Origin of the sequence: Paracoccus contaminans (assembly GCF_002105555.1) — a bacterium.
GTDB lineage: Bacteria > Pseudomonadota > Alphaproteobacteria > Rhodobacterales > Rhodobacteraceae > Paracoccus > Paracoccus contaminans.
Genome location: NZ_CP020612.1, coordinates 1,315,354 through 1,335,668 on the forward strand (window position 1 = coordinate 1,315,354; position 20,315 = coordinate 1,335,668).

The window sequence follows — 20,315 nt, forward strand, 5'->3', positions numbered from 1 at the left end:
GATCCCTCAGAACGCACAGGTGGTTTCGGGGCGATCGACGCCCAGGGTATCCAGCGCCGTCACCTGATGCAGGAACCCGTCCTGCGGGCTGACGCTGGTCATCAGGGCCCCGGTGGTCAACAGGATGGGCTGGCGCAGCTGATGGTCCCAGTCGCGGATCGTCAGCTTCTGCCCCTTGAAGCCGGCCACCTCGAAACCGGGCGACAGCATCAGCGCGCGCAGGCGGGCGGGATCGGCGTCACGGGTGCGCGTTGCCGCCTCGCCCACCATCCGCACGGCCAGCCAGGCCTGGTAATCCTCCTCGCGCATGGGGCGATGGGCCAGGCGCTCGAACCGGTCCTGGAACTGGGACGCGCCCCATGCCTCCATCGCGGGGTGCCAGCTGCGCGGCACCAGCCCCGCCGATCCGGCGACCGGCCGCGCATCCCATGTCTGATAGGGCAGATAGTCGGCAAAGATCCCCGCCTCATCCGCGGCGATCATCATGTCATGATCGGGGGCGCGCTGGGTAAAGACCGGCAGCTGCGCCTGCACCTGCACATGGCCGGTGTCGGTGCGCCGGGCGCCGCCGGTATCCTCGAACAGGCGCTGTTCGACGATCGTCGCGCCGAACTTGGCCGCGGCGTGCAGATAGGCGTCGGCAAGGGCGCCGTCCTCGCGGTGGCTGCCCCTGACGAGGAACCAGCGCGTCCACCGCTTGAGGACGAGGAACTGCGCCAGCGCATCGGCCAGCATGGCATGGCTGGGCGCGACATGGATCACGTTGGCGCGGCAGTCGGCCCCGCGCAGCGCATCGCCCCGCGCGCGGGCATTCAGGATCAGCGCCCGGTCCCCGGCATGATCGGCCAGCGCCAGCGTCGTCGCGTCGTCCGCCAGCAGGATGACCAGCCCCGCCCCCGCGGCGATGGCCCCGTCAAGATCGGCCGCGGCGCTCTCGGGTGTCGCGGTGATCTCGGCGGCCTCGAAATCCTGCCCCAGAAAGCGCCCGGTGGTGTCGTCATCCGCGACCCCAAGCCGGGCCCCGGCAAAGCCCAGATCCGCCGGCGGCAGATCCAGCCGCGAGATCGGGGGCAGGCCCGGCCGATCAACCCGCAGCACGGCCATGCGGATCACCTGCGCCGGCGCGGCGGGGGGCGCAGCGGGGGGCGCAGGCGCCGGGGTCGGCGCCGGGGCAGCCGACGCCATGCCCAGCGTCATGGCTGCGGCCGCGATGATGGCAAGGCTGGCGGGCAAGGTCATGGCGCGGCTCGTCTTTCCCTTGGGGTCCAGTGTTGGACCCGCGCCCCTGCGGCGCAAGGGCTATCATCGCGCCGGTGCGGGTTCTGCGACCTTTGGGGGAAGGCCGCCCTGCCTGCCGGCAAGGCCCGGCCGTCATCCCGCAGGCTGATGCCGGGATACGAGGGCCGCGATGGGCGCCGCGAGGATCGGGCCGTGCCCCCTTCCGGCCGAGCGGATGGCTGCAAGCCGTCCATCTGCGTGATCGCCGCAGGCCGCAGGCTGCGGGCAAGGGCAGGGCGGCGCCGAGCCCGCATCTGTCCTGCCGCCCAAGGCGCATGGCGCGCTGCGCCAGTGCGGCCTTGCAGGCCCTGGCGTCACCTTTCCCTTGAACGCGTTGCGGCGGCCCGCCGCTGCCCGCAGGGGCGGCGCGCTGGGCGGAACAGCCCGGCCGGATGCGCAGGCCCTGTTCCGCGCGCCGGCTTCTTGTCCGGCCCTGCCCGAAAGGGCCGGATACATGCCCTGCAGGTGTCGGCCTGCAGGGGAAAAAATCCCCTTGGGCCAGCGCCGGGCGGGGCTTCTTCCTTATCGGTTTGCGCAGGCCGGGGGTGCCTTACACCGCGCCGGCCAAGGGATTACCTTGGCCGCAATCATTCAGCCGGCGGAATTGCGCCCGCCGGCGCGCGGCGCCCCGCCCGCTTGTTGCAAAGGAGATGCCTTCATGTCCCGCCTTCCGCTTCGCACCATCGAGGACGCGCCGGCCGAGGCGCAGCCGCGCCTTGAGGCCGCGCAGAAGAACAACGGCTTCTTGCCGAACCTCGTCCGGCTGCTGGCCAATGCGCCGGTTGCGCTGGAAACCTATCAGACGGTGGGTGAAATCAACGGCCGCGCCTCGCTGACCCTGGCGGAACGCGAGGCGGTGCAGATCACCGCGGCCGCCACCCATGGCTGCGGCTTCTGCGTGGCCGGCCATACCGCCGTCGCCACCAAGAAGGCGCGCATGGACGACGGCGTGATTGCCGCGCTGCGGGACGGCACGCAGGTGCCGGACGCGCGGCTGGATGCGGTGGCGCGCTTTACCCGGGCGGTGATCGCGGCGCGCGGGGCGGTCAGCGAGGCGGAACTGGCGGCCTTCCGGCAGGGCGGCTTTGACGATCAGGCGGCGCTCGAGGTGGTGCTGGGCGTCAGCCTGGCGACGCTGTGCAACTTTGCCAACAATCTGGGCCAGCCGGAACTGAACCCCCAGCTTGCGGCCTATGAATGGAAAGGCGCGGCCCCGGCAGCCGCGGCGCAATGACGGGCGGGGGGCCTGCAGGCGGGCCGGCGCCCGCCGCGCATTCCGGGCCGCAGGCCGCTGGCACGGCGCTGCCGGCCGATCTGGCGGCTTGGCTGGCGGCATCGGCCGAGGGGATCGACCGCGGCGACATCCCCGCCGCCGCCGTCCTGCCCCGCCTTGCCGCGGCGGGGCTGACGCGGCTTGCCGTTCCGTCGGACATGGGGGGCGACGGGGCCGGCCCGGCCGAGGCCGTGCAGGCCGTGGCCGCCGTCGCGCATCATTCGCTGGCCGCGGCCTTCATGCTGTGGGGGCACCGCTGCTATACCGAGTTCCTGATCCGCACCCCGAACGAGGGCCTGCGCGCCGCCCAGCTGCCGGCCATCCTGGCGGGCGAACGCGCCGGTGCCTCGGCCCTGTCGAACGTGATGAAGCATCTTGCCGGGCTTGAGCCGTTGCAGGTCACCGCCCGGACCGAAGGGGACGACATTGTCATCAACGGCAAGCTGCCCTGGGTCACCAACTTGCGCAAGGACGGCTTCTGGGTGGCCGCCGCGGCGGATCCCGTCGGGGGCGGCCCGGCGATCATCGTCTCGCTGGCCCATGACGATCCGGGGCTGGTCCGGTCCGATGATCTGGCGCTGATGGGCATGCGGTCATCCGACACCGCCGCCGTGACGCTGACCGAGGTGCGCATCCCCGCGCATCGCATCATCGCGCAGAATGCCCAGGGCTGGCTGCCGGGCGTCCGCCCGTTGTTCATCGCCCTGCAATGCGGCATGACCATCGGCCTGTCCCGCCGGGCCCTGGCCGAGGCCCGCACATGCGGCGGCGCGGGCCGCGCCGTGCTGGGCCCGCCGATCGAGGAAACCGCCCGGCGGATCGACCGGGCCGAGGCGCAGATGCTGGCCGGTATCGGCAGCGGCAGCTTTGCCGCCGATACCGCGCCGCTGTTCCGGCTGCGGATCGAACTGGCCGAGCTTGCCCAGCAGGCCGTCTCGCTTGAACTGCAGGCGGGCGGGGGGCGCAACTTCCTTGAAGGATCAGGGCGCGACTTTGCCCGCCGCTGGCGCGAGGCGGCCTTCGTGCCGCTGATCACCCCCAGCCTGGTGCAGCTGCGCAGCGTGTTGGCCGCGGCCGGCAGGGCCGCATGAACGCGCCGCCCACCCTGCGCGCGGACGCCGTCGCGCTGCGCTATCCCGGCGCGGCGCAGCCGGTGCTGGCCGGCTTCAGCCTTGATCTTGCCGCCGGAGAGATCCTGTCCGTTCTGGGGCCCAGCGGCGTGGGCAAGTCCAGCCTGCTGCGGGTGCTGGCGGGGCTGCAGGCGCCCGACGCCGGCACCGTTGCCGTCGAGGGGGCGCCGCTGGACGGCGTGCATCCGGGGCTGGCGATCGCCTTTCAGAATCCCGCGCTGCTGCCCTGGCTTGACCTGCAGGGCAACGTGGCCTTCGGCCTGGATTTCCGCCGCCAGCCGCGCCTGCCCCGCGCCCAGCGGCAGGCCCGCATCGACCGCGCCATCGCCGAGGTCGGGCTTGACCATGCCCGCCACATGCGGCCTGCGGCCCTGTCGGGCGGGATGGCGCAGCGGGCGGCGCTGGCGCGCTGCCTGGCTCGCCAGCCCCGTGTGCTGCTGCTGGACGAACCCTTCGGCGCGCTGGACGAGGTCACGCGCGCGGACATGCAGGCCCTGCTGGTCCGCATCGTCGCCGATTACCGCACCGCCGCCCTTCTCGTGACCCATGACATCGACGAGGCGCTGCTGGTATCGGACCGCATCGTGCTGCTGGGCGGATCGCCCGCCGGCACCATCGGCGAATGGCGCATCGACCTGCCGCGCCCGCGCGAGGATCTGGTGGCCGAACTCGGCCGCATCCGCATAGACATCGTCGGCACCCTGCGCGGGGCCGCCCGACCCATCTGAGGAACACCCATGCCGACCGAGGATTCGCTTTTCTCGCGCCGTGATGTCATCCGCCTGTCGGCCCTGCTGACGGCGGCGGGCGCCATGCCGCTGCTGAACACCCGCGCCGCCCGTGCCCAGGAGCCTGACGAGCCGGTCAGGATCGGCTATCTGCCGATCACCGACGCCACCCCGCTGCTGGTCGCCCATGGCAAGGGGCTGTTCGAGGCCGAGGGGCTGCGCGCCGAAAAGCCCGTCCTGTTCCGCGGCTGGTCGCAGCTTGTCGAGGCGTTCCTGGCAGGCCGGGTCAATGTCGTCCACCTGCTGTCCCCGATCACGGTCTGGGCGCGCTACAACAGCAGGACGCCGGCCAGGGTCGTGGCCTGGAACCACACCAGCGGATCGGCCCTGACGGTCGCCAACGACATCGCCAGCGTCGCCGATCTGGGCGGCAGGACGGTCGCGATCCCCTATTGGTATTCGATCCACAATGTCGTGCTGCAAAAGCTGCTGCGCGAAAGCGGGCTGAAGATCGCGGCGGCAGGCTCTGCACCGGCGGCAGGCGAGGTCGCCCTGGTGCTGATGGCGCCCGCCGACATGGTGCCCGCGCTCGCCAGCGGGCAGATCGCGGGCTATATCGTGGCCGAACCCTTCAATGCCGCGGCCGAGGTCAACAAGGTCGGCAAGGTTCTGCGCTTTACCGGCGACGTGTGGAAGGATCATGCCTGCTGCGTGGTGTTCATGCATGAACAGGATCTGACCGGGCGGCCCGAATGGTCGCAGAAGGTCGTGAACGCCATGGTCAAAGCGCAGCTGTGGACGCGGGACAACCGGGCCGAGACGGCGCAGCTGCTGTCCTCGGCCAATCCGCAGAGATATACCCCCCACAGCCCCGAGATCCTGTCGCGCGTGCTGGCCCCGGCCGAGGCCGATCACGCGCAGTATGTGGCCTCGGGCGCCATCCGCCACCCCGACTGGCTGAGCCGGCGCATCGATTTTCAGCCCTATCCCTTCGCCAGCTACACCGAGGAGCTGATCGCCCAGCTCAAGCAGACCCGCGTCGAGGGCGAGCGCGGCTTTCTCGACACGCTCGATCCGGCCTTTGCGGCAGGCGATCTCGTGGATGACAGCTTCGTGCGGCGGGCGCTCGAACAGGTGGGCGGCCTTGCCGCCTTCGGCCTGCCCGAAGGCTGGACCCGGCAAGAGGTCATCGAGGCTTGAGCGCGGTCGATCATTCCGGCGCGCCCGTCCAGGCCCCCGCGGCGCCGGCCCTGCGCAGTGCGGGCCGGATCGGCCATGCGGCCGCAGGGCTGGTCGGGCTTGCGCTGCTGCTGGCGCTGTGGTGGGGGGCGACCGACCTGCTGGCGGCCGAGGGCAGCTTTGCCCGCCGCTTTTCGCCCGTGGCGGCGCTGCCGGCGCTGGCCGCGCTGATCGCGGGGCCGGACCTGTGGGTGCATGTCGCCGTCAGCCTCAGGCGGGTGCTGATCGGGCTGGGCCTTGCCCTGCTGGCGGGCGTGCCGCTGGGCCTGCTGATCGGCGCATCCCGCCTGGCCGAGGCTGCGCTTGCCCCGGCCTTCCAGTTCCTGCGGATGATCTCGCCCCTGTCATGGATGCCGATCGCGGTGCTGGTCCTGGGCGTCGGCGATGCGCCGATCTGCTTTCTGCTGGCCTTTGCCGCCGTCTGGCCGATCCTGCTGAGCACCGCGGCGGGCGTGCGCCAGCTGAACCCGCACTGGCTGCTGCTGTCGCGCAGCCTTGCCGCGACAGGATGGGAAACGCTGCTCCGCATCATCCTGCCCGGCGTTCTGGGCCATGTCCTGACCGGGCTGCGCCTGGCCATCGGGACAAGCTGGATCGTCCTGGTCCCGTGCGAGATGCTGGGCGTGCAGGCGGGCCTGGGCTATTTCATTCTCGATACCCGCGACCGGCTGGCCTATGAGCAGCTGATGGCGGTGGTTCTGGTGATCGGCGTCATCGGCTTTGCGCTGGACGGCGCAGCCCGCGCGCTGATCCGCCGCCTTGCCCCCGGCGCCTGAAAGGGCACAGGTCCTACCGGCCGTTCGGGGCCTCCGGCAGGCATCATGGGCGGCGGGGGGCGCCCCTGCCGTGCTGGCGCAAGGGGCGCGGCCCTAGCCAGGGCGCTGTCGACCGGCGGCGCCTGCGCGGGCAGGGCAGGCCCGCCCGCGCAGGCGCCACGGCTCTGTCAGAAACCGACCTGATCGCCGCCCTTGAGCGCGAGGATCTCGCGCGCATCGGCGGGGGTGGCGATCTCAAGCCCCAGTTCCTCGAGGATGCGGCGTATCTTGGCGACCTGCTCGGCATTCGACCGCGCCAGCTTGCCCGCCCCGATATAGAGGCTGTCCTCAAGCCCCACGCGGACATGGCCGCCCATCATGGCGGCCTGCGTGATCAGCGGCATCTGATGGCGCCCTGCGCCCAGCACCGACCAGCGGTAATCATCCCCGAACAGCTTGTCGGCGGTTTCCTTCATGAACATCAGGTTTTCGGGCGCCGCCCCGATCCCGCCCAGGATGCCGAAGATCATCTGGATGAAGAATGGCGGCTTCAGCAGCCCGCGATCGACGAAATGGGCCACGTTGTAGAGATGGCCCACGTCATAGCATTCATGTTCGAACCGGGTGCCGTGCGCCTCGCCCAGGTTCCTGAGGATATGTTCGATGTCGCGGAACGTGTTGCGGAAGATGAAGTCGTCGGTGCCCAGCAGATAGGGCTTTTCCCAGTCATGCTTCCAGTCGCGCTCTTTCCAGGCCATCGGGAAGATGCCGAAATTCATCGACCCCATGTTCAGCGAGGCCATTTCGGGCCGGGATGCCATGGCGCCTTCCAGCCGTTCCTCCATCCGCATGTTCAGCCCGCCGCCGGTGGTGATGTTCAACACCGCGTCGGTGGCCTGCTTGATGCGGGGCAGGAACTGCATGAACACCTCGGCCGAGGGCGAGGGGCGGCCGTCCTGCGGATCGCGCGCGTGCAGGTGCAGGATCGAGGCGCCTGCCTCGGCCGCCTCGATCGCCGACTGGGCGATCTGGTCGGGGGTGATCGGCAGGGCGTCGGACATCGAGGGGGTATGGATGCCCCCGGTGACGGCGCAGGTGATGATGACCTTGTTGGGCTGGCGGGCCATGGGTTCCTCTTGGGTTGATGAATGATGCCGGGCGCTTGGCCGGGGGCGCAGGGCCTTGGCGGTCGGGCGGCGCACGGCCCCTTGCGCGGGGCGTGCCGCGATGATGGCCGCGCGCAGCCCCCCTGCCGCAGCGATGGCAGGCGGGCATCCGCCCGACCGGGCTATTGATTGGCCAGCGGGCAGCCGCCGGCGTCGAGCGGGCGAAACACCTGATCCCCCGGGATCGTGGCCAGCACGCTGTAGAGATCCCATGGCCCGGTGGATTCGGCCGGTTTCTTGACGCGCATCAGATACATGTCATGGACCATGCGCCCGTCCGGGCGCACCACCCCATTGCGCGCAAAGGCATCGTCGACCGGCATTTTGCGCATCTGCTGCACGACCTGCGTGGCATCGTCGCTGCCGATCTCGGCGATGGCCTTGAGGTAATGGCGCACCGCCGAATAGCTGCCGGCCTGCACCATGCTGGGCATCTTGCCGGTGCGGGCCAGGAATTTCTGCGCGAAGGCGCGGCTTTCGTCGTCCCGCTCGGGGTTCCAGCCGTCGATCAGCGCCAGGCCCTGCGCCGCCTCCAGCCCCAGCGATTTCACGTCAGAGGGAAACATCACCATGCTGGCCAGATGCTGGCCGCCCTGGGTGACGCCGAATTCCTGGGCCTGCTTGATGGCGTTGACCGTGTCGCCCGAGGCATTGGCCAGCGCGATCACCTTGGCCCCCGATGCCTGCGCCTGCAGGATGTAGGACGAAAAGTCGGTCGTCCCCAAGGGATGCCTGGCCGATCCGATCACTTTCGCGCCGTTCTGCGTCAGCACGTCGGTCAGCGATTTTTCCAGGGCCGCGCCGAAGGAATAGTCCACCGTCAGGAAGAACCAGCTGTCGCCCAGCGTTTCCACCCCGAACTTGCCCATGCCATGGGCCAGTGCATAGGTGTCATAGGTCCACTGCACCGAGGTGGGCGAGCAGGTCTTGCCCGTCAGCTCTTCGGACCCGCCGCCCGAAACCAGCAGGGCGCGGTTCTTCTGCCGGGCGATCTGCTGCACCGCCAGGGCGACGGACGAGGTCGGCACATCGACGATGGCATCCACCTGTTCGGTGTCAAACCAGCGGCTGGCGATGGCCGAGCCGACATCGGGCTTGTTCTGGTGGTCGGCCGAGATCACCTCGACCGGCATTCCCGCCACGCTGCCGCCCAGTTCCTCAACCGCGATGCGCACCGCCTCGACGCTGCCCTCGCCGGCGGCGTCGGAATAGGCGCCGCCCTTGTCGGTCAGAACGCCAAGCTTGATCCTGCCGTCCGAAATGTCCGCCTGTGCCGCGCCGGCCGTGATGGCCAGCATGCAGGCGGCGGCGATTGCCCTGAAGGTCATGATCCGGTTTCCTCCTCCCTATGGTGTTCAGGTCGCGGGCTGTTCCGCGCCTGTCTGTTCGCTGCCTGGGCGCTCGCCCCCGCGCTCGCGTGCAAGCATCTCGACCAGCGCCAGCAGCAGCCGGTCGCGCTGTTCAACACGTTCGGCATGAGAGCCGCCGCCGACAGCCTCGGCGGTGCCCTCGACCAGGCGCCTGCGGGTGTCCTCGGTCAGCTGCGGGGTGCCCAAGTCCGCCCACCAGCTTTCCATCGCCGGGCCGAGATGGTCGAGGAAATGCTTCATCCCGCCCGGCCCCCCGGCCAGGTCGAAGATGGCATTCGGCCCCATCAGCGCCCATCGCAGCCCCGGCCCGTGGGCGATGGCCGCATCCACATCCTCGACCGAGGCAAGGCCGGTGGCGACGGCGTTCACCGCCTCGCGCCACAGCGCCGCCTGCAGGCGGTTGGCCAGATGGCCGGGCCGTTCGGCATGCAGGCGGATCGGGCGCTTGCCGAGGGCGGTGTAAAAGGCGGTCAGGCGGGCGATCGCCTGCTCGTCCGTCTGCTGTCCGCCGACCACCTCGACCAGCGGGATCAGATGCGGCGGGTTGAACGGATGGCCGATGACAAAGCGGCCCGGCACGCGCATGCCCGCCTGCAGGCGCGACATGATCAGGCCCGAGGTGCTTGATGCGATGATCGTGTCATCGCCCACCGCCTCCTCCAGCGCGGCAAAGAGCGCGCGCTTGACCTCCTCGCGCTCGGGCCCGTTCTCCTGCACCAGATCGGCGCCGCGGGCCGCCTCGCGCAGGTCGGTGTGAAAGGTCCAGCTTGCCGGGTCTGCGCCGGGGGCAAGGCCCAGCCGTGTCAGCGCGGGCCAGGCCTCGGTGATGAGCCTGCGGGCCGAGGCCTCGGCCGCGGGATCGGGGTCGCTGATCCGCACGGTCAGCCCGCGCGCCAGGAACAGCGCCGCCCAGCTTGCCCCGATGGTGCCCGCGCCGACCACCGCAACCGTCATCGGACCGGAAAAGGTAGAGCCGTCCGGTGTCATTGAACCGCCTTTCATCTGCCGGCCGAGGCCCCGGGCAGGCCGATGCCGCTGCAAGCACCGCCGCCCGCCGGGCCGCCCCCGCCAAGGATATCTGCGCGGCCATGGCCTGTCGCGGACGGTGTCCGCGGACCGCCGCCGGGCCGCGGAATCATTCTTGGCTCAAGCCGCCCGCAAAGGGAACGGCCATTTTCATCTGTCCGGCCCTTGGCAAGGATGCCCTTTCCTCCGGGCGTTCGGGCCGGCGATCCTGACCGGCCGCGGGTGTGTGCAGCGGCGCTGCGCGCCCCCCGCCGCCCGGCCCTGCAGGCAAGAGGGGCCTTCTGTCCGCCGCCCCTTGCGCATTCTGCGGGCTGCTTGCCCTTACCCTTGCGCCCGGCCCGGCGGGGCGCCCGCCAGCAGCCGGTCGCGCAGCCGCGCGGCCAGGGGCGACAAAGGCCGGCGCCGCAAGCTGAGCAGGTGATAGGGCGGCACCCGGATCGCCCGGTCCAGCGCCAGCACCGCCAGCCCTGCAGACACAGGGGGCTGGATCAGCATCTGCGCGACTTCGCGCGACATCGGGGCGATGGCGTCCCCCTGCACCAGATAGGCGACGGTGAAGACCAGTGATGGCGTGCTGACCACGTTCAGCGGCTCGGACAGGCCCGCGCCGGCAAAGGCCTGCATGGTCGCCTCGCGGATCGGGGCGCCGCGCTGCTGCAGGATCCATTCCTGCGCGGCCAGCTGCGGCAGCGTCACCCGCCGCGCCTGCGCCAGCGGATGGGCGGCCCGCACCAGCAGCGAGACCTTCTCCTCGCCCATCGGCGTGATGTCATAGTTGCGGCTGTCAAAGCCCGGCAGGATGCGGCCCAGGACGAAATCCATGTCGCCCGCCTCGAGATGGGCCAGCAGATCGCGCGAGGGCAGCACGTCGATGGTGATGTCGGCCTCGGGCGCCTCGCGCTTGACGGCCTGCACGGCCCCCACCAGCGCGCCCACCGCCGGGCCAGTCACCGCCCCGATCCGCACAAGACCCGCCTCGCCCCGGCTGAGCGCCTGCACATCGTCAAGCGCCCCGCGCATCTCGTGCAGGATGGCGCTGGCGCGGCGCAGGACGGCGCGGCCCGCCTCGGTCGGCTCCATCCCCGTGGGCTGGCGCAGGAACAGCCGCGCGCCCAGCGTGCGCTCGATCCCCGCCAGCATCCGCGAGGCGGCCGGCTGGGTCATGGCGCAGGCTTCGGCCGCGCGCTGCAACTGGCGGCTTTCGCCGATCTCGTCCAGCAGCCGCAGCTGGGCCGGTTTCAGCAGCAGGCGGGGGGGCAACGCGGAGGACATGACAAAACTGGTATGAAGGACGGCCGGAAGCTCATTTTAACATCATCACGGCCCCCTGCTAGTCTCTGCCCCGGAGAGAGAGGGCGGCGCCGTGCAGGCCCGTCGGGGGGGGGAACATCGTGATGAAAATGAGAACCGCTGCGGCCGTGCTGGCGATGGGGCTGTCGCTGGTGGCCTCGGGCGCCTGGGCCAAGACGGTGGGCATCGCCATGCCCACGAAATCGTCGGCGCGCTGGATCGACGACGGCAACAACATGGTCGCCCAGTTCAAGGCGGCGGGCTATGACACCGACCTGCAATATGCCGACGACGACATCCCCAACCAGCTGAGCCAGGTCGAGAACATGATCACCAAGGGCGTCGATGTCCTGGTGATCGCGGCCATCGACGGCACCACGCTGTCGAACGCGCTGGAAAACGCCAAGGCCGCCGACATCAAGGTCATCGCCTATGACCGGCTGATCCGCGACACGCCGAATGTCGATTATTATGCGACCTTCGACAACTTCAAGGTCGGGGTCGAGCAGGCGACTTCTCTGGTCAACGGCCTCAAGGAACGCTTTCCCGACGCCAAGCCGTGGAATGTCGAGCTGTTCGGCGGCAGCCCGGACGACAACAACGCCTATTTCTTCTATGATGGCGCGATGTCGGTGCTCAAGCCGCTGATCGACGACGGCTCGATCAAGGTGCTGTCGGGCCAGACGGGCATGGACAAGGTGGGCACGCTGCGCTGGGATCCGGCCACCGCCCAGGCGCGCATGGACAACATCCTGTCGGCCAACTACACCAAGGACCATGTCAACGGGGTGCTGTCGCCCTATGACGGGCTGTCGATCGGCATCCTGTCCTCGCTCAAGGGCGTGGGCTATGGCTCGGGCGATCTGAAGATGCCGATCGTCACCGGCCAGGATTCCGAGGTCCAGTCGATGAAGTCGATCCTGGCGGGCGAGCAGTATTCGACGATCTTCAAGGACACGCGCGAACTGGCCAAGGTCACGGTCGGGATGGTGAACGACATGCTGGCCGGCAAGGAGCCGCAGGTCAACGACACCAAGACCTATAACAATGGCGTCAAGGTCGTGCCGTCCTATCTGCTCCAGCCCGTGCCGGTGGACAAGTCGAACTGGGAAAAGACCCTGATCGACAGCGGCTATTACACCAAAGAGCAACTGCAGTGACCCGCCCGGGTGCCGCGCTGCAAGGCGCGGCCCCCACGATGCCCGCAGGCGCGCCAGCGAGGGAGGGGCGATGACTGCACTGCTCGAGATGCGCGGCATCTCCAAGTCCTTTCCCGGCGTCAAGGCGCTGGACAACGTGACGCTGAGTGTGCGCGATGGCGAGATACACGCCATCTGCGGCGAGAACGGCGCAGGCAAGTCCACGCTGATGAAGGTGCTGTCGGGCGTCTATCCGCATGGCAGCTATGAGGGCGAGATCGTCTTTGACGGCCGGCCCGCGCGCTTTGCGGGCATCCGCGACAGCGAGGCGCGGGGCATCATCATCATCCACCAGGAACTGGCGCTGGTGCCGCTGCTGACGATTGCCGAGAACATCTTCCTGGGCAACGAGCGCGCCGCGCGCGGGGTCATCGACTGGCCCCGCACCTTCCGCGAGACAGAGGCGCTGCTGGCCAAGGTCGGCCTGCGCGAGACGCCGGGCAGCCGCGTCGAGACGCTGGGCGTGGGCAAGCAGCAGCTGGTCGAGATCGCCAAGGCGCTGTCGCGGAACGTGCGGCTGCTGATCCTGGACGAGCCGACGGCGGCGCTGTCCGAGGCTGACAGCCAGGCGCTGCTCGACCTGCTGCTCGAACTCAAGGCGCAGGGCGTCACCTCGATCATCATCAGCCACAAGCTGAACGAGGTGCGCCGCGTCGCCGATACCGTGACGGTGATCCGCGACGGTGCCACCATCAGCACCATCGATGCGGCCGCGGGCGGGCTGACCGAGGACCGGATCGTGCGCGACATGGTCGGGCGCGACATGTCCCAGCGCTATCCCGAGCGCGGGCGCCGCGCCGGCGACGTGATGTTCGAACTGCGCGGCTGGAACGTCTGGCACCCCGAGCAGAAGGGGCGCCAGGTCATCCGCAACCTGTCGATGCAAGTGCGCGCCGGCGAGGTGGTGGGCATCGCCGGGCTGATGGGGGCGGGGCGGACCGAGCTGGCGATGAGCGTCTTCGGCCGCAGCTATGGGCGGGCGATCTCGGGCGAGGTGCTGGTCGGCGGGCGGGCGGTCGATGTCTCGACCGTGGACCGCGCCATCGACGCCGGGCTGGCCTATGTCACCGAGGATCGCAAGACGCTGGGCCTGATCCTCGAGGAAACAATCCGGCGCAATGCCACGCTGGCCGCGCTGGACAAGGTTGCGCGGGGCGGGGTTATCGACGAGGCGCGCGAGACGGACGTTGCCGAGGGCTATCGCCGCAGGCTGGGCATCCGCACGCCCTCGGTGTTCCAGCGCGTGGTGAACCTGTCGGGCGGCAACCAGCAGAAGGTGGTGCTGGCCAAGTGGCTGTTCACCGACCCGGACGTTCTGATCCTGGACGAGCCGACCCGCGGGATCGACGTGGGCGCGAAATACGAAATCTACGGGATCATCAACCAGCTTTCCGCCGCCGGAAAGGCGGTGGTGATGATCTCGTCCGAACTGCCCGAGCTGCTGGGCATGTGCGACCGCATCCATGTCATGAATGAAGGCGCGTTCGTCGGCGAACTGAACGCCGCCGAGGCCAGCCAGGAGGCGATCATGTCGATGATCGTGCGCGAATGAACGGACAATCACCCGAGACGGCGCGCCCCCCTGCCACCCCCGCCGGCGGGGCATCCGCCCCGTTCCCCGCGGGCATCGGCGCCTATGTCGCCCGCAACATCCGCGACTATGGGCTGCTGATCGCGCTGATCGCGATCATGGGCTTTTTCCAGGCGGTCACGGGCGGGACGCTGCTGCGCCCGGTCAACATCACCAACCTGTTCCTGCAGAACAGCTACATCATCATCATGGCGCTGGGGATGCTGCTGGTCATCGTGGCCGGGCATATCGACCTGTCGGTCGGCTCGGTCATGGGCTTCATCGGGGCGCTGGCGGCGGTGATGGTGGTGTCCTGGCATCAGCCGGTCTGGCTGGCGGTGGCCGTCTCGCTGGTCGTCGGCATGGTGATCGGCGCGGTGCAGGGCTATTTCGTCGCCTATTGGAAGATCCCGTCCTTCATCGTCACGCTGGCGGGGATGCTGGTCTTCCGGGGGCTGTCGCTGTGGCTGTTGGCCGGGCAGTCGATCGGGCCGTTTCCGCCCAGCTTTCAGGCGCTCTCCACCGGCTTTGTCCCCGACCTGCTGGGCGTGGGCAAGCCCAACGCGCTGGCGCTGGCCGCGGGGGCGCTGGCGGTCCTGCTGATCGTCTGGACCGGCCTGCGCGCCCGCGCCCGCAATGCCCGCTACGGGATCGAGGACGAGCCGCAGGGCCTGTTCATCCTGCGCAATGTGGTGACGGGGGCGGCGCTGCTGTTCGTGACATGGAAGCTGGCCTGGTTCCGCGGGCTGCCGAACGTGATGCTGTCGATGGTCGCCCTGACGCTGGTCTATGTCTTCGTGACCGAACGCACGACGCTGGGCCGGCGCATCTATGCCGTGGGCGGCAATGCGCGGGCGGCGGCGCTGTCGGGCATCCGCACGCGGCGGCTGACCTTCCTGACCTTCGTCAACATGGGGCTGCTGGCCGCGCTGGCCGGGCTGATCTATGCCGCGCGGCTGAACACCGCCACGCCCAAGGCCGGCTTCGGGGTCGAACTGGACGTGATCGCGGCGGTGTTCATCGGCGGGGCATCCATGTCGGGGGGCGCGGGCAAGATCGTCGGCGCGGTCATCGGCGCCTTCATCATGGGGGTGATGAACAACGGCATGTCGATCCTGGGGATCGGCATCGACTATCAGCAGGTCATCAAGGGCCTGGTGCTGCTCGCCGCCGTGTTCTTCGATGTCTACAACAAGAACCGCGAGGGTTGAGCCATGATCCTGCCGCCGCGCCGCGAGGCCCATCGGGGCCTTATCCAGCGGACCGGCCGCGCCGGGCGCGACCTGCCGGTGCGGGCGATGTTCATCGCCTTTGAGGCGCGGCGCGGCTGCCGGGGCAATCGGGCCGGCAGGGGCCGGCGCTGATGCGCATCGCACTCGTCGGGATCGGCAAGATCGCGCTTGACCAGCATGTTCCGGCGCTGGCCGCCAGCCCCGACTGGGAACTGGCCGCGACCGTCTCGCGCCATGGGCGGGTCGATGGGGTCGAGGCATTCACCGACATCGAGGCGATGCTGGCCGCGCGCCCCGACATCGAGGCGGTCAGCCTCTGCCTGCCGCCGGTGCCGCGGTTCGAGGCGGCGCAGGCGGTGCTGGCAGCCGGGCGGCACCTGATGCTGGAAAAGCCGCCCGGCGCGACGCTGGCCGAGGTGCATATCCTTCGGGACATGGCGCAGGCCGCGGGCGTGACGCTGTTCGCCACCTGGCATTCGCGCATGGCCCGGGGGGTGGGGCCGGCGCAGCGCTGGCTAGCCGGGCGGCGCGTCACCGGCGGCCGGATCATCTGGCGCGAGGATGTGCGCCGCTGGCACCCCGGCCAGGACTGGATCTTCGATGCGGGCGGCATGGGCGTCTTTGATCCCGGCATCAACGCGCTGTCGATCCTGACTGCGATTCTGCCCGCCCCCGTCCGGCTGCTTGGGGCAGAGCTGGACGTGCCCGCAAACCGCCAGGCCCCGATCGCCGCGCGGCTGTCGCTGTCGGACGGGATCACCGCTGATTTCGATTTCCGCCAGCAGGGGCCGCAGACCTGGGATATCGAGCTTGCCACCGACGGCGGCAAACTAGCCCTGCGCATGGGCGGCAACCTGCTTGAACTGGACGGCCGCCCCGCGCTGGGCGAGGACAGCATCGCCGGGGAATATCCTGCCCTTTACGCCCGCATGGCGGAACTGGTCCGCAGCGCCGCCCAAGATGTCGATCTGGCGCCGATGGTGCTGGTCGCCGATGCCTTCACCCTTGGCAGGCGCTTTTTCGGCCCGCCCTTCGAATTCTGACAGCCGCCCCGCGGGAAAGAGCCATGTCCACCAGCCAGGGAAGCAAAGAGGATGAGCCGGCGCTGCCTGCATGGCCCGGTCCTGCGGGACGCGGCACCGGGGGGGCGGTGCCGGGTATCCGCGCGGCGCGGCGGCGGCGGCGCGGGGCCGCCGCCCGGCAGGGCGCGCGCGGATGCCGGGCCGCGCCGCCGAAGGCGCAGGGGCGCATGTGCCGGCATTGGCCCGAGGGGCGCGCGATCCGGCAGGCGGGCGCGGCCCCTCTGCGCGAAGGGGGGGCGCCGATGGCGCGCGGGGGCAGCACGGGCCGGGGCAGGCCGGCCTGCGCAGCTTTGCCGGGGGCGCGCGATGATATCCTATGACGAGCGGCCCTGCGCCCTGGGCGAGGGCGCCTTGTGGCATCCGCTGCGCCGGCAGTTCTTCTGGTTCGACATCCTCGCCGGGCGGCTTTTGTCGCGCGAAGGGGACGCGCCGCGGGAATGGCGGCTCGGCTGCATGGCCTCTGCGGCCGGCTGGGTGGACCGCGACAGGCTGATGATCGGGACCGAGGCGGGGCTTGCCCTGCTGGATCTGCGCGGCGGGGGGCTGACGCCGGTGGCGCGGATCGGGGACGGGACCACGCGTTCGAATGACGGGCGGGCCGACCGGCAGGGCGGCTTCTGGATCTCGGCCATGGGCCGGGGGGCCGAGGCGGGTGCCGGGGCGATCTGGCGCTGGCACCGGGGCGCGCTGCGGCGGATCGCGGCGGGCATCACCATCCCGAACGCCATCTGCTTTTCGCCCGATGGCCGGCTTGCGCATTATGCCGATACGGCGCGCGCGCTTGTCTGGCGCCAGCCGCTGGATGCGGACGGCTGGCCCAAGGGGCCGGCGCAGCCCTTCCTGGACCTGGCCCCCATGGGGCTGAACCCTGACGGGGCGGTGATCGATTCCTCGGGCGCGCTGTGCCTGGCCTGCTGGGGCGCGGGATGCGTCATCCGCTTTGCCCCGGATGGGCGGCGGCTGGACATGATCGCGGTCGGCGGGCGGCAGGCAAGCTGCCCGGCCTTTGGCGGCGCGGACATGCGCGATCTGCTGGTCACGACCGCCCTGCAGGATCTTGCCGCGCCCGGACCGGGCGACGGGCTGCCCTGGCTGGTCCGCGCGGCGGTGCCCGGCCTGGCCGAACCCCAGGTGCTGGTGTGACCGCGCCCTTCGGCCTCATGCCCGACGGCCGGCCGGTCGAGGCGCTGACGCTGTCCGCCGGCCCGCTGAGGGCGCGGCTGCTGACGCTGGGGGCCACGGTGCAGGATCTGCGGCTCGACGGGGTCGGCCATCCGCTGGTGCTGGGGGCGCCCGATGTCGCGGGCTGTCTGGGACCGGCGCGCCATGTCGGCACAATCGTGGGGCGCCTTGCCAACCGCCTGGGCGGGGCGCGGTTCACCCTGGACGGGCGCGGCTACCGGACCGATCCGAACTGGCTGGGCCGCCACACGCTCCATGGCGGGGATGACGGCGTTGACCGGCATCTGTGGCGGATCGAGGAAGAGGCCACCGACCGCGCCGCCCTGACGCTCGATCTGCCGGACGGCCATATGGGCTTTCCCGGCCGGATCACCCTGCGCGCCGCGTTCAGCGTGACGCCTGACGCGCTGCGCCTTGACCTGACCGCGCGGGCCGATGCGCCGACGCCGTGCAGCCTGGCCCATCACGGCTATTTCGACCTGGACGGGCGGGGCGACATCCGCGGCCACCGGCTGCGCGTGCAGGCCGATCACTACCTGCCCGTGGACGATGAGCTGATCCCCACCGGCGAGATCGCCCCCGTCGAGGGCACACGCTTCGATTTCCGGGACGGGCGGCAGATCGGCGAGGCGGGCTATGACCACAACCTGTGCCTGTCGGACGGGCCGCGCCGGCTGCGCCCGGTGGCCCTGCTGACGGGCGAAAGCGGGCTGTCGCTGGGTGTCGAGACGACCGCCTGCGGGATGCAGGTCTATGACGGCGCCCATTTCGACGCCGTCGCCGGGCTGGACGGCCGCCGCTATGGCCCGCGCGCGGGCATCGCGCTGGAAACGCAGGGCTGGCCCGATGCGCCGAACCGGCCGGCCTTTCCCCCCGCGATCCTGCGGCCGGGCGAAGTCTATCGCGAAACGACCATCTACAGGATCATCCCGTGACGGCGCGGCTGATCGGCATCGATTGGGGCACCAGCTCGTTCCGCGCCTGGCTGATGGACGGCACGGGGGCGGTGATCGACAGCCTTGCCGCCCCCTGCGGCATCCTGTCGGTCGAGGGCGGCGATTTCGAGGGCGCCTTTGCCCGGCTGGTCGGGCATTGGCCAGCGGTTCCGGTGATCGCCTCGGGGATGATCGCCAGCCGCAACGGCTGGGTCGAGGCGCCCTATCTGCCGCTGCCGCTGGATGCGGCGGCGCTGGCGGCCGGGCTGGTCGCGCATCGCGCGGGCGGGCGGGTCATCCATTTCGTCCCCGGCGCGCTGGGCGGATCGGGGGGGCTGCCCGACGTGATGCGGGGCGAGGAAACCGAGATCGCCGGCCACCTGGCGGCGGGCGGGGCGGATGGCCTGTTCGTCCTGCCCGGCACCCACAGCAAATGGGCGCAGATCGAGGGCGCCCGCCTGACCGCGTTCCGCACCGCCATGACCGGAGAGGCCTATGCCCTGCTGATGGCCCATTCCATCCTCGGCCGGCTGGCCCCGGCCCGGACCCCAGGGGAACCCGAGGAGGCGACCGCCGGCAGGGCGGCGGCCTTCGCCCGCGGCCTTGCGGCGGGCCGGGCGGAAGGGGCGCTGCTGGCGCGGGCGTTTTCGGCCCGCACGCTGGCGCTCACCGGCCGGCTTGCGGCCGATGAGATCGGGGATTACCTGTCCGGCCTTCTGATCGGGGACGAGGTGGCGGCGATGCTGGCAGGGATGCCCGCCTTTGCCGCCCCGCTGGCCGTGACGGTGATCGGCCGCGGCGATCTGGCGGCGCGCTATGCCGCCGCGCTGGGCGAATGCGGCGCCAGCGCCCGGATCGCGCCGCCCGGCATGGCGCGCGAGGGGCTGCGCGCCATAGGAAAACAGGCAGGACTGATCCCATGATGGACGAAAACGACGCCTTTGCCGCCTGCCCGCTGGTGGCCATCCTGCGCGGGCTTGCCCCGCCCGAGGCCGAGGATATCGGCGCGGCGCTGGTCGGCGCGGGCTTTCGCCTGATCGAGGTGCCGCTGAACTCGCCCCGGCCGCTGGACAGCATCGAAAGGCTGGCCCGCCGCTTTGGCGACCAGGCGGTGATCGGCGCGGGCACGGTGCTGGACCCAGCCGAGGTCGATGCGCTGGCCGAGGCAGGGGGGCGGCTGGTTGTCGCCCCGAACTTTGACCCGGCGGTTGCGGCGGCCGCAGCCCGGCGCGGCATGGCCTATGCGCCCGGCATCGCCACCCCGTCCGAGGCATTCGCCGCCCTGCAGGCCGGCGCGGCCATGCTGAAGCTGTTTCCGGCCGAGATGATCCCCCCTGCGGCGGTCAAGGCGATGCGGGCCGTCCTGCCGGGCGCGGCGCGGCTTGTCCCCGTGGGCGGCATCACGCCGGATGCGATGGCCCCCTATCGTGCTGCCGGGGCCGACGGATTCGGGCTGGGCAGCGCGCTTTACCGTCCGGGGATGGGCGCGGCCGATGTGGCGCGCAACGCCGCCGCATTCATGGCCGCGCTGCCGGCGGCGGGCTGAACGCGTGCCGCCGCCCCGCCTGTCCGGCGGCGGCGCATGATCGGGCCATCACCGGGCCGGGCGGCCCCTCGGGCCGGCATCGTGCCCGCCCGCCACTGGCCGGTCAGCCGCGCTGTAAGACCAAAGGGGGATGCCCTTGCCGTTGACAGACCGCCGGCAGGGGCAAAGACTGAAGCTGTCATGCAAATGAGGAGGCACGCATGCAGTGGTCCAAACCCCAGATCCGCGAGATTCGCTGCGGAATGGAAATCAACATGTATGGTCCGGCCGAGGATGATCGCGACGCGCGCGATCTGCTCTGACCCGCGACCGGC

General features: G+C 70.6%; 20 protein-coding genes. 15 read left to right on the top strand and 5 right to left on the bottom strand.

Translation table 11 applies throughout. The annotated features are described in order from the left end of the window. Positions 1 to 6: 6 nt before the first annotated feature. Complete coding sequence (locus B0A89_RS06190) at positions 7 to 1,104, bottom strand: ABC transporter substrate-binding protein (RefSeq protein WP_085378780.1); 1,098 nt, start codon at positions 1,102 to 1,104, stop codon at positions 7 to 9. Positions 1,105 to 1,936: 832 nt separating this feature from the next. Here B0A89_RS06190 and B0A89_RS06195 point away from each other — a divergent pair. The 5 genes from B0A89_RS06195 to B0A89_RS06215 are packed head-to-tail and all read left to right on the top strand — an operon-like array spanning position 1,937 to position 6,424. Next, positions 1,937 to 2,512 carry a carboxymuconolactone decarboxylase family protein gene (locus B0A89_RS06195; protein ID WP_085377393.1) on the top strand — a complete coding sequence of 192 codons (576 nt, stop codon included), beginning with the start codon at positions 1,937 to 1,939 and terminating at the stop codon, positions 2,510 to 2,512. Continuing rightward, positions 2,509 to 3,642, top strand: a complete 1,134-nt coding sequence (locus B0A89_RS06200; protein ID WP_085378781.1) for an acyl-CoA dehydrogenase family protein — start codon at positions 2,509 to 2,511, stop codon at positions 3,640 to 3,642. The genes B0A89_RS06195 and B0A89_RS06200 overlap by 4 nt, the downstream gene beginning before the upstream one ends. Then, entirely contained in the window at positions 3,639 to 4,409 is a 771-nt protein-coding gene (locus B0A89_RS06205) for an ABC transporter ATP-binding protein (RefSeq protein WP_085377394.1), read from the top strand. Before B0A89_RS06200 ends, B0A89_RS06205 begins: the two co-directional genes overlap by 4 nt. A gap of 9 nt (positions 4,410 to 4,418) precedes the next feature. After that, positions 4,419 to 5,609: an ABC transporter substrate-binding protein gene (locus B0A89_RS06210; RefSeq protein ID WP_085377395.1), complete on the top strand. Its 1,191-nt coding sequence runs from the start codon at positions 4,419 to 4,421 to the stop codon at positions 5,607 to 5,609. Further along, on the top strand, positions 5,606 to 6,424 hold the full coding sequence (locus tag B0A89_RS06215; RefSeq protein ID WP_205949787.1) for an ABC transporter permease: 819 nt from the start codon (positions 5,606 to 5,608) through the stop codon (positions 6,422 to 6,424). The genes B0A89_RS06210 and B0A89_RS06215 overlap by 4 nt, the downstream gene beginning before the upstream one ends. A gap of 167 nt (positions 6,425 to 6,591) precedes the next feature. On the opposite strand, the gene kce is transcribed toward B0A89_RS06215, so the two are convergent. The 4 genes from kce to B0A89_RS06235 all read right to left on the bottom strand — a co-directional run bounded on the left by kce (position 6,592) and on the right by B0A89_RS06235 (position 11,237). Continuing rightward, complete coding sequence (gene kce, locus B0A89_RS06220) at positions 6,592 to 7,530, bottom strand: 3,5-dioxohexanoate:acetyl-CoA acetone transferase (RefSeq protein WP_085377396.1); 939 nt, start codon at positions 7,528 to 7,530, stop codon at positions 6,592 to 6,594. A 161-nt stretch (positions 7,531 to 7,691) separates the two neighbouring features. Continuing rightward, positions 7,692 to 8,897, bottom strand: coding sequence for an ABC transporter substrate-binding protein (locus B0A89_RS06225; protein WP_085377397.1), 1,206 nt, complete (start codon positions 8,895 to 8,897; stop codon positions 7,692 to 7,694). A gap of 27 nt (positions 8,898 to 8,924) precedes the next feature. Beyond that, positions 8,925 to 9,941, bottom strand: a complete 1,017-nt coding sequence (locus B0A89_RS06230; protein ID WP_205949788.1) for a 3-hydroxyacyl-CoA dehydrogenase NAD-binding domain-containing protein — start codon at positions 9,939 to 9,941, stop codon at positions 8,925 to 8,927. 345 nt (positions 9,942 to 10,286) lie between these two features. Continuing rightward, positions 10,287 to 11,237 carry a LysR family transcriptional regulator gene (locus tag B0A89_RS06235; RefSeq protein WP_085377399.1) on the bottom strand — a complete coding sequence of 317 codons (951 nt, stop codon included), beginning with the start codon at positions 11,235 to 11,237 and terminating at the stop codon, positions 10,287 to 10,289. Between the two features lie 128 nt (positions 11,238 to 11,365). Here B0A89_RS06235 and chvE point away from each other — a divergent pair, with 128 nt between their 5' ends. From chvE to pqqA, 10 genes are all read left to right on the top strand, one after another. Further along, on the top strand, positions 11,366 to 12,415 hold the full coding sequence (chvE, locus tag B0A89_RS06240) for a multiple monosaccharide ABC transporter substrate-binding protein (RefSeq protein ID WP_420814435.1): 1,050 nt from the start codon (positions 11,366 to 11,368) through the stop codon (positions 12,413 to 12,415). 70 nt (positions 12,416 to 12,485) lie between these two features. Continuing rightward, positions 12,486 to 14,006 (top strand): multiple monosaccharide ABC transporter ATP-binding protein, encoded by a 1,521-nt coding sequence (gene mmsA / locus B0A89_RS06245; protein ID WP_085377401.1) that lies wholly within the window; start codon positions 12,486 to 12,488, stop codon positions 14,004 to 14,006. Further along, positions 14,003 to 15,235 (top strand): multiple monosaccharide ABC transporter permease, encoded by a 1,233-nt coding sequence (gene mmsB / locus B0A89_RS06250; protein WP_085377402.1) that lies wholly within the window; start codon positions 14,003 to 14,005, stop codon positions 15,233 to 15,235. The genes mmsA and mmsB overlap by 4 nt, the downstream gene beginning before the upstream one ends. 3 nt (positions 15,236 to 15,238) lie before the next feature. Then, entirely contained in the window at positions 15,239 to 15,388 is a 150-nt protein-coding gene (locus B0A89_RS14585) for a hypothetical protein (RefSeq protein WP_157115266.1), read from the top strand. Beyond that, positions 15,388 to 16,299 carry a Gfo/Idh/MocA family protein gene (locus tag B0A89_RS06255; RefSeq protein ID WP_085377403.1) on the top strand — a complete coding sequence of 304 codons (912 nt, stop codon included), beginning with the start codon at positions 15,388 to 15,390 and terminating at the stop codon, positions 16,297 to 16,299. Before B0A89_RS14585 ends, B0A89_RS06255 begins: the two co-directional genes overlap by 1 nt. 345 nt (positions 16,300 to 16,644) lie before the next feature. Then, complete coding sequence (locus B0A89_RS06265) at positions 16,645 to 17,481, top strand: SMP-30/gluconolactonase/LRE family protein (protein ID WP_085377405.1); 837 nt, start codon at positions 16,645 to 16,647, stop codon at positions 17,479 to 17,481. Beyond that, the gene (locus tag B0A89_RS06270) at positions 17,478 to 18,455 is read left to right on the top strand and encodes an aldose epimerase family protein (protein WP_240558665.1); all 978 of its coding nucleotides are present in this window, start codon (positions 17,478 to 17,480) and stop codon (positions 18,453 to 18,455) included. Before B0A89_RS06265 ends, B0A89_RS06270 begins: the two co-directional genes overlap by 4 nt. After that, the gene (locus tag B0A89_RS06275) at positions 18,452 to 19,378 is read left to right on the top strand and encodes a 2-dehydro-3-deoxygalactonokinase (RefSeq protein ID WP_085377406.1); all 927 of its coding nucleotides are present in this window, start codon (positions 18,452 to 18,454) and stop codon (positions 19,376 to 19,378) included. The genes B0A89_RS06270 and B0A89_RS06275 overlap by 4 nt, the downstream gene beginning before the upstream one ends. Next, the gene (locus B0A89_RS06280; RefSeq protein ID WP_157115267.1) at positions 19,375 to 20,001 is read left to right on the top strand and encodes a 2-dehydro-3-deoxy-6-phosphogalactonate aldolase; all 627 of its coding nucleotides are present in this window, start codon (positions 19,375 to 19,377) and stop codon (positions 19,999 to 20,001) included. The genes B0A89_RS06275 and B0A89_RS06280 overlap by 4 nt, the downstream gene beginning before the upstream one ends. 200 nt (positions 20,002 to 20,201) lie before the next feature. Further along, on the top strand, positions 20,202 to 20,303 hold the full coding sequence (gene pqqA, locus B0A89_RS06285; protein ID WP_085377407.1) for a pyrroloquinoline quinone precursor peptide PqqA: 102 nt from the start codon (positions 20,202 to 20,204) through the stop codon (positions 20,301 to 20,303). Positions 20,304 to 20,315: the final 12 nt, after the last annotated feature.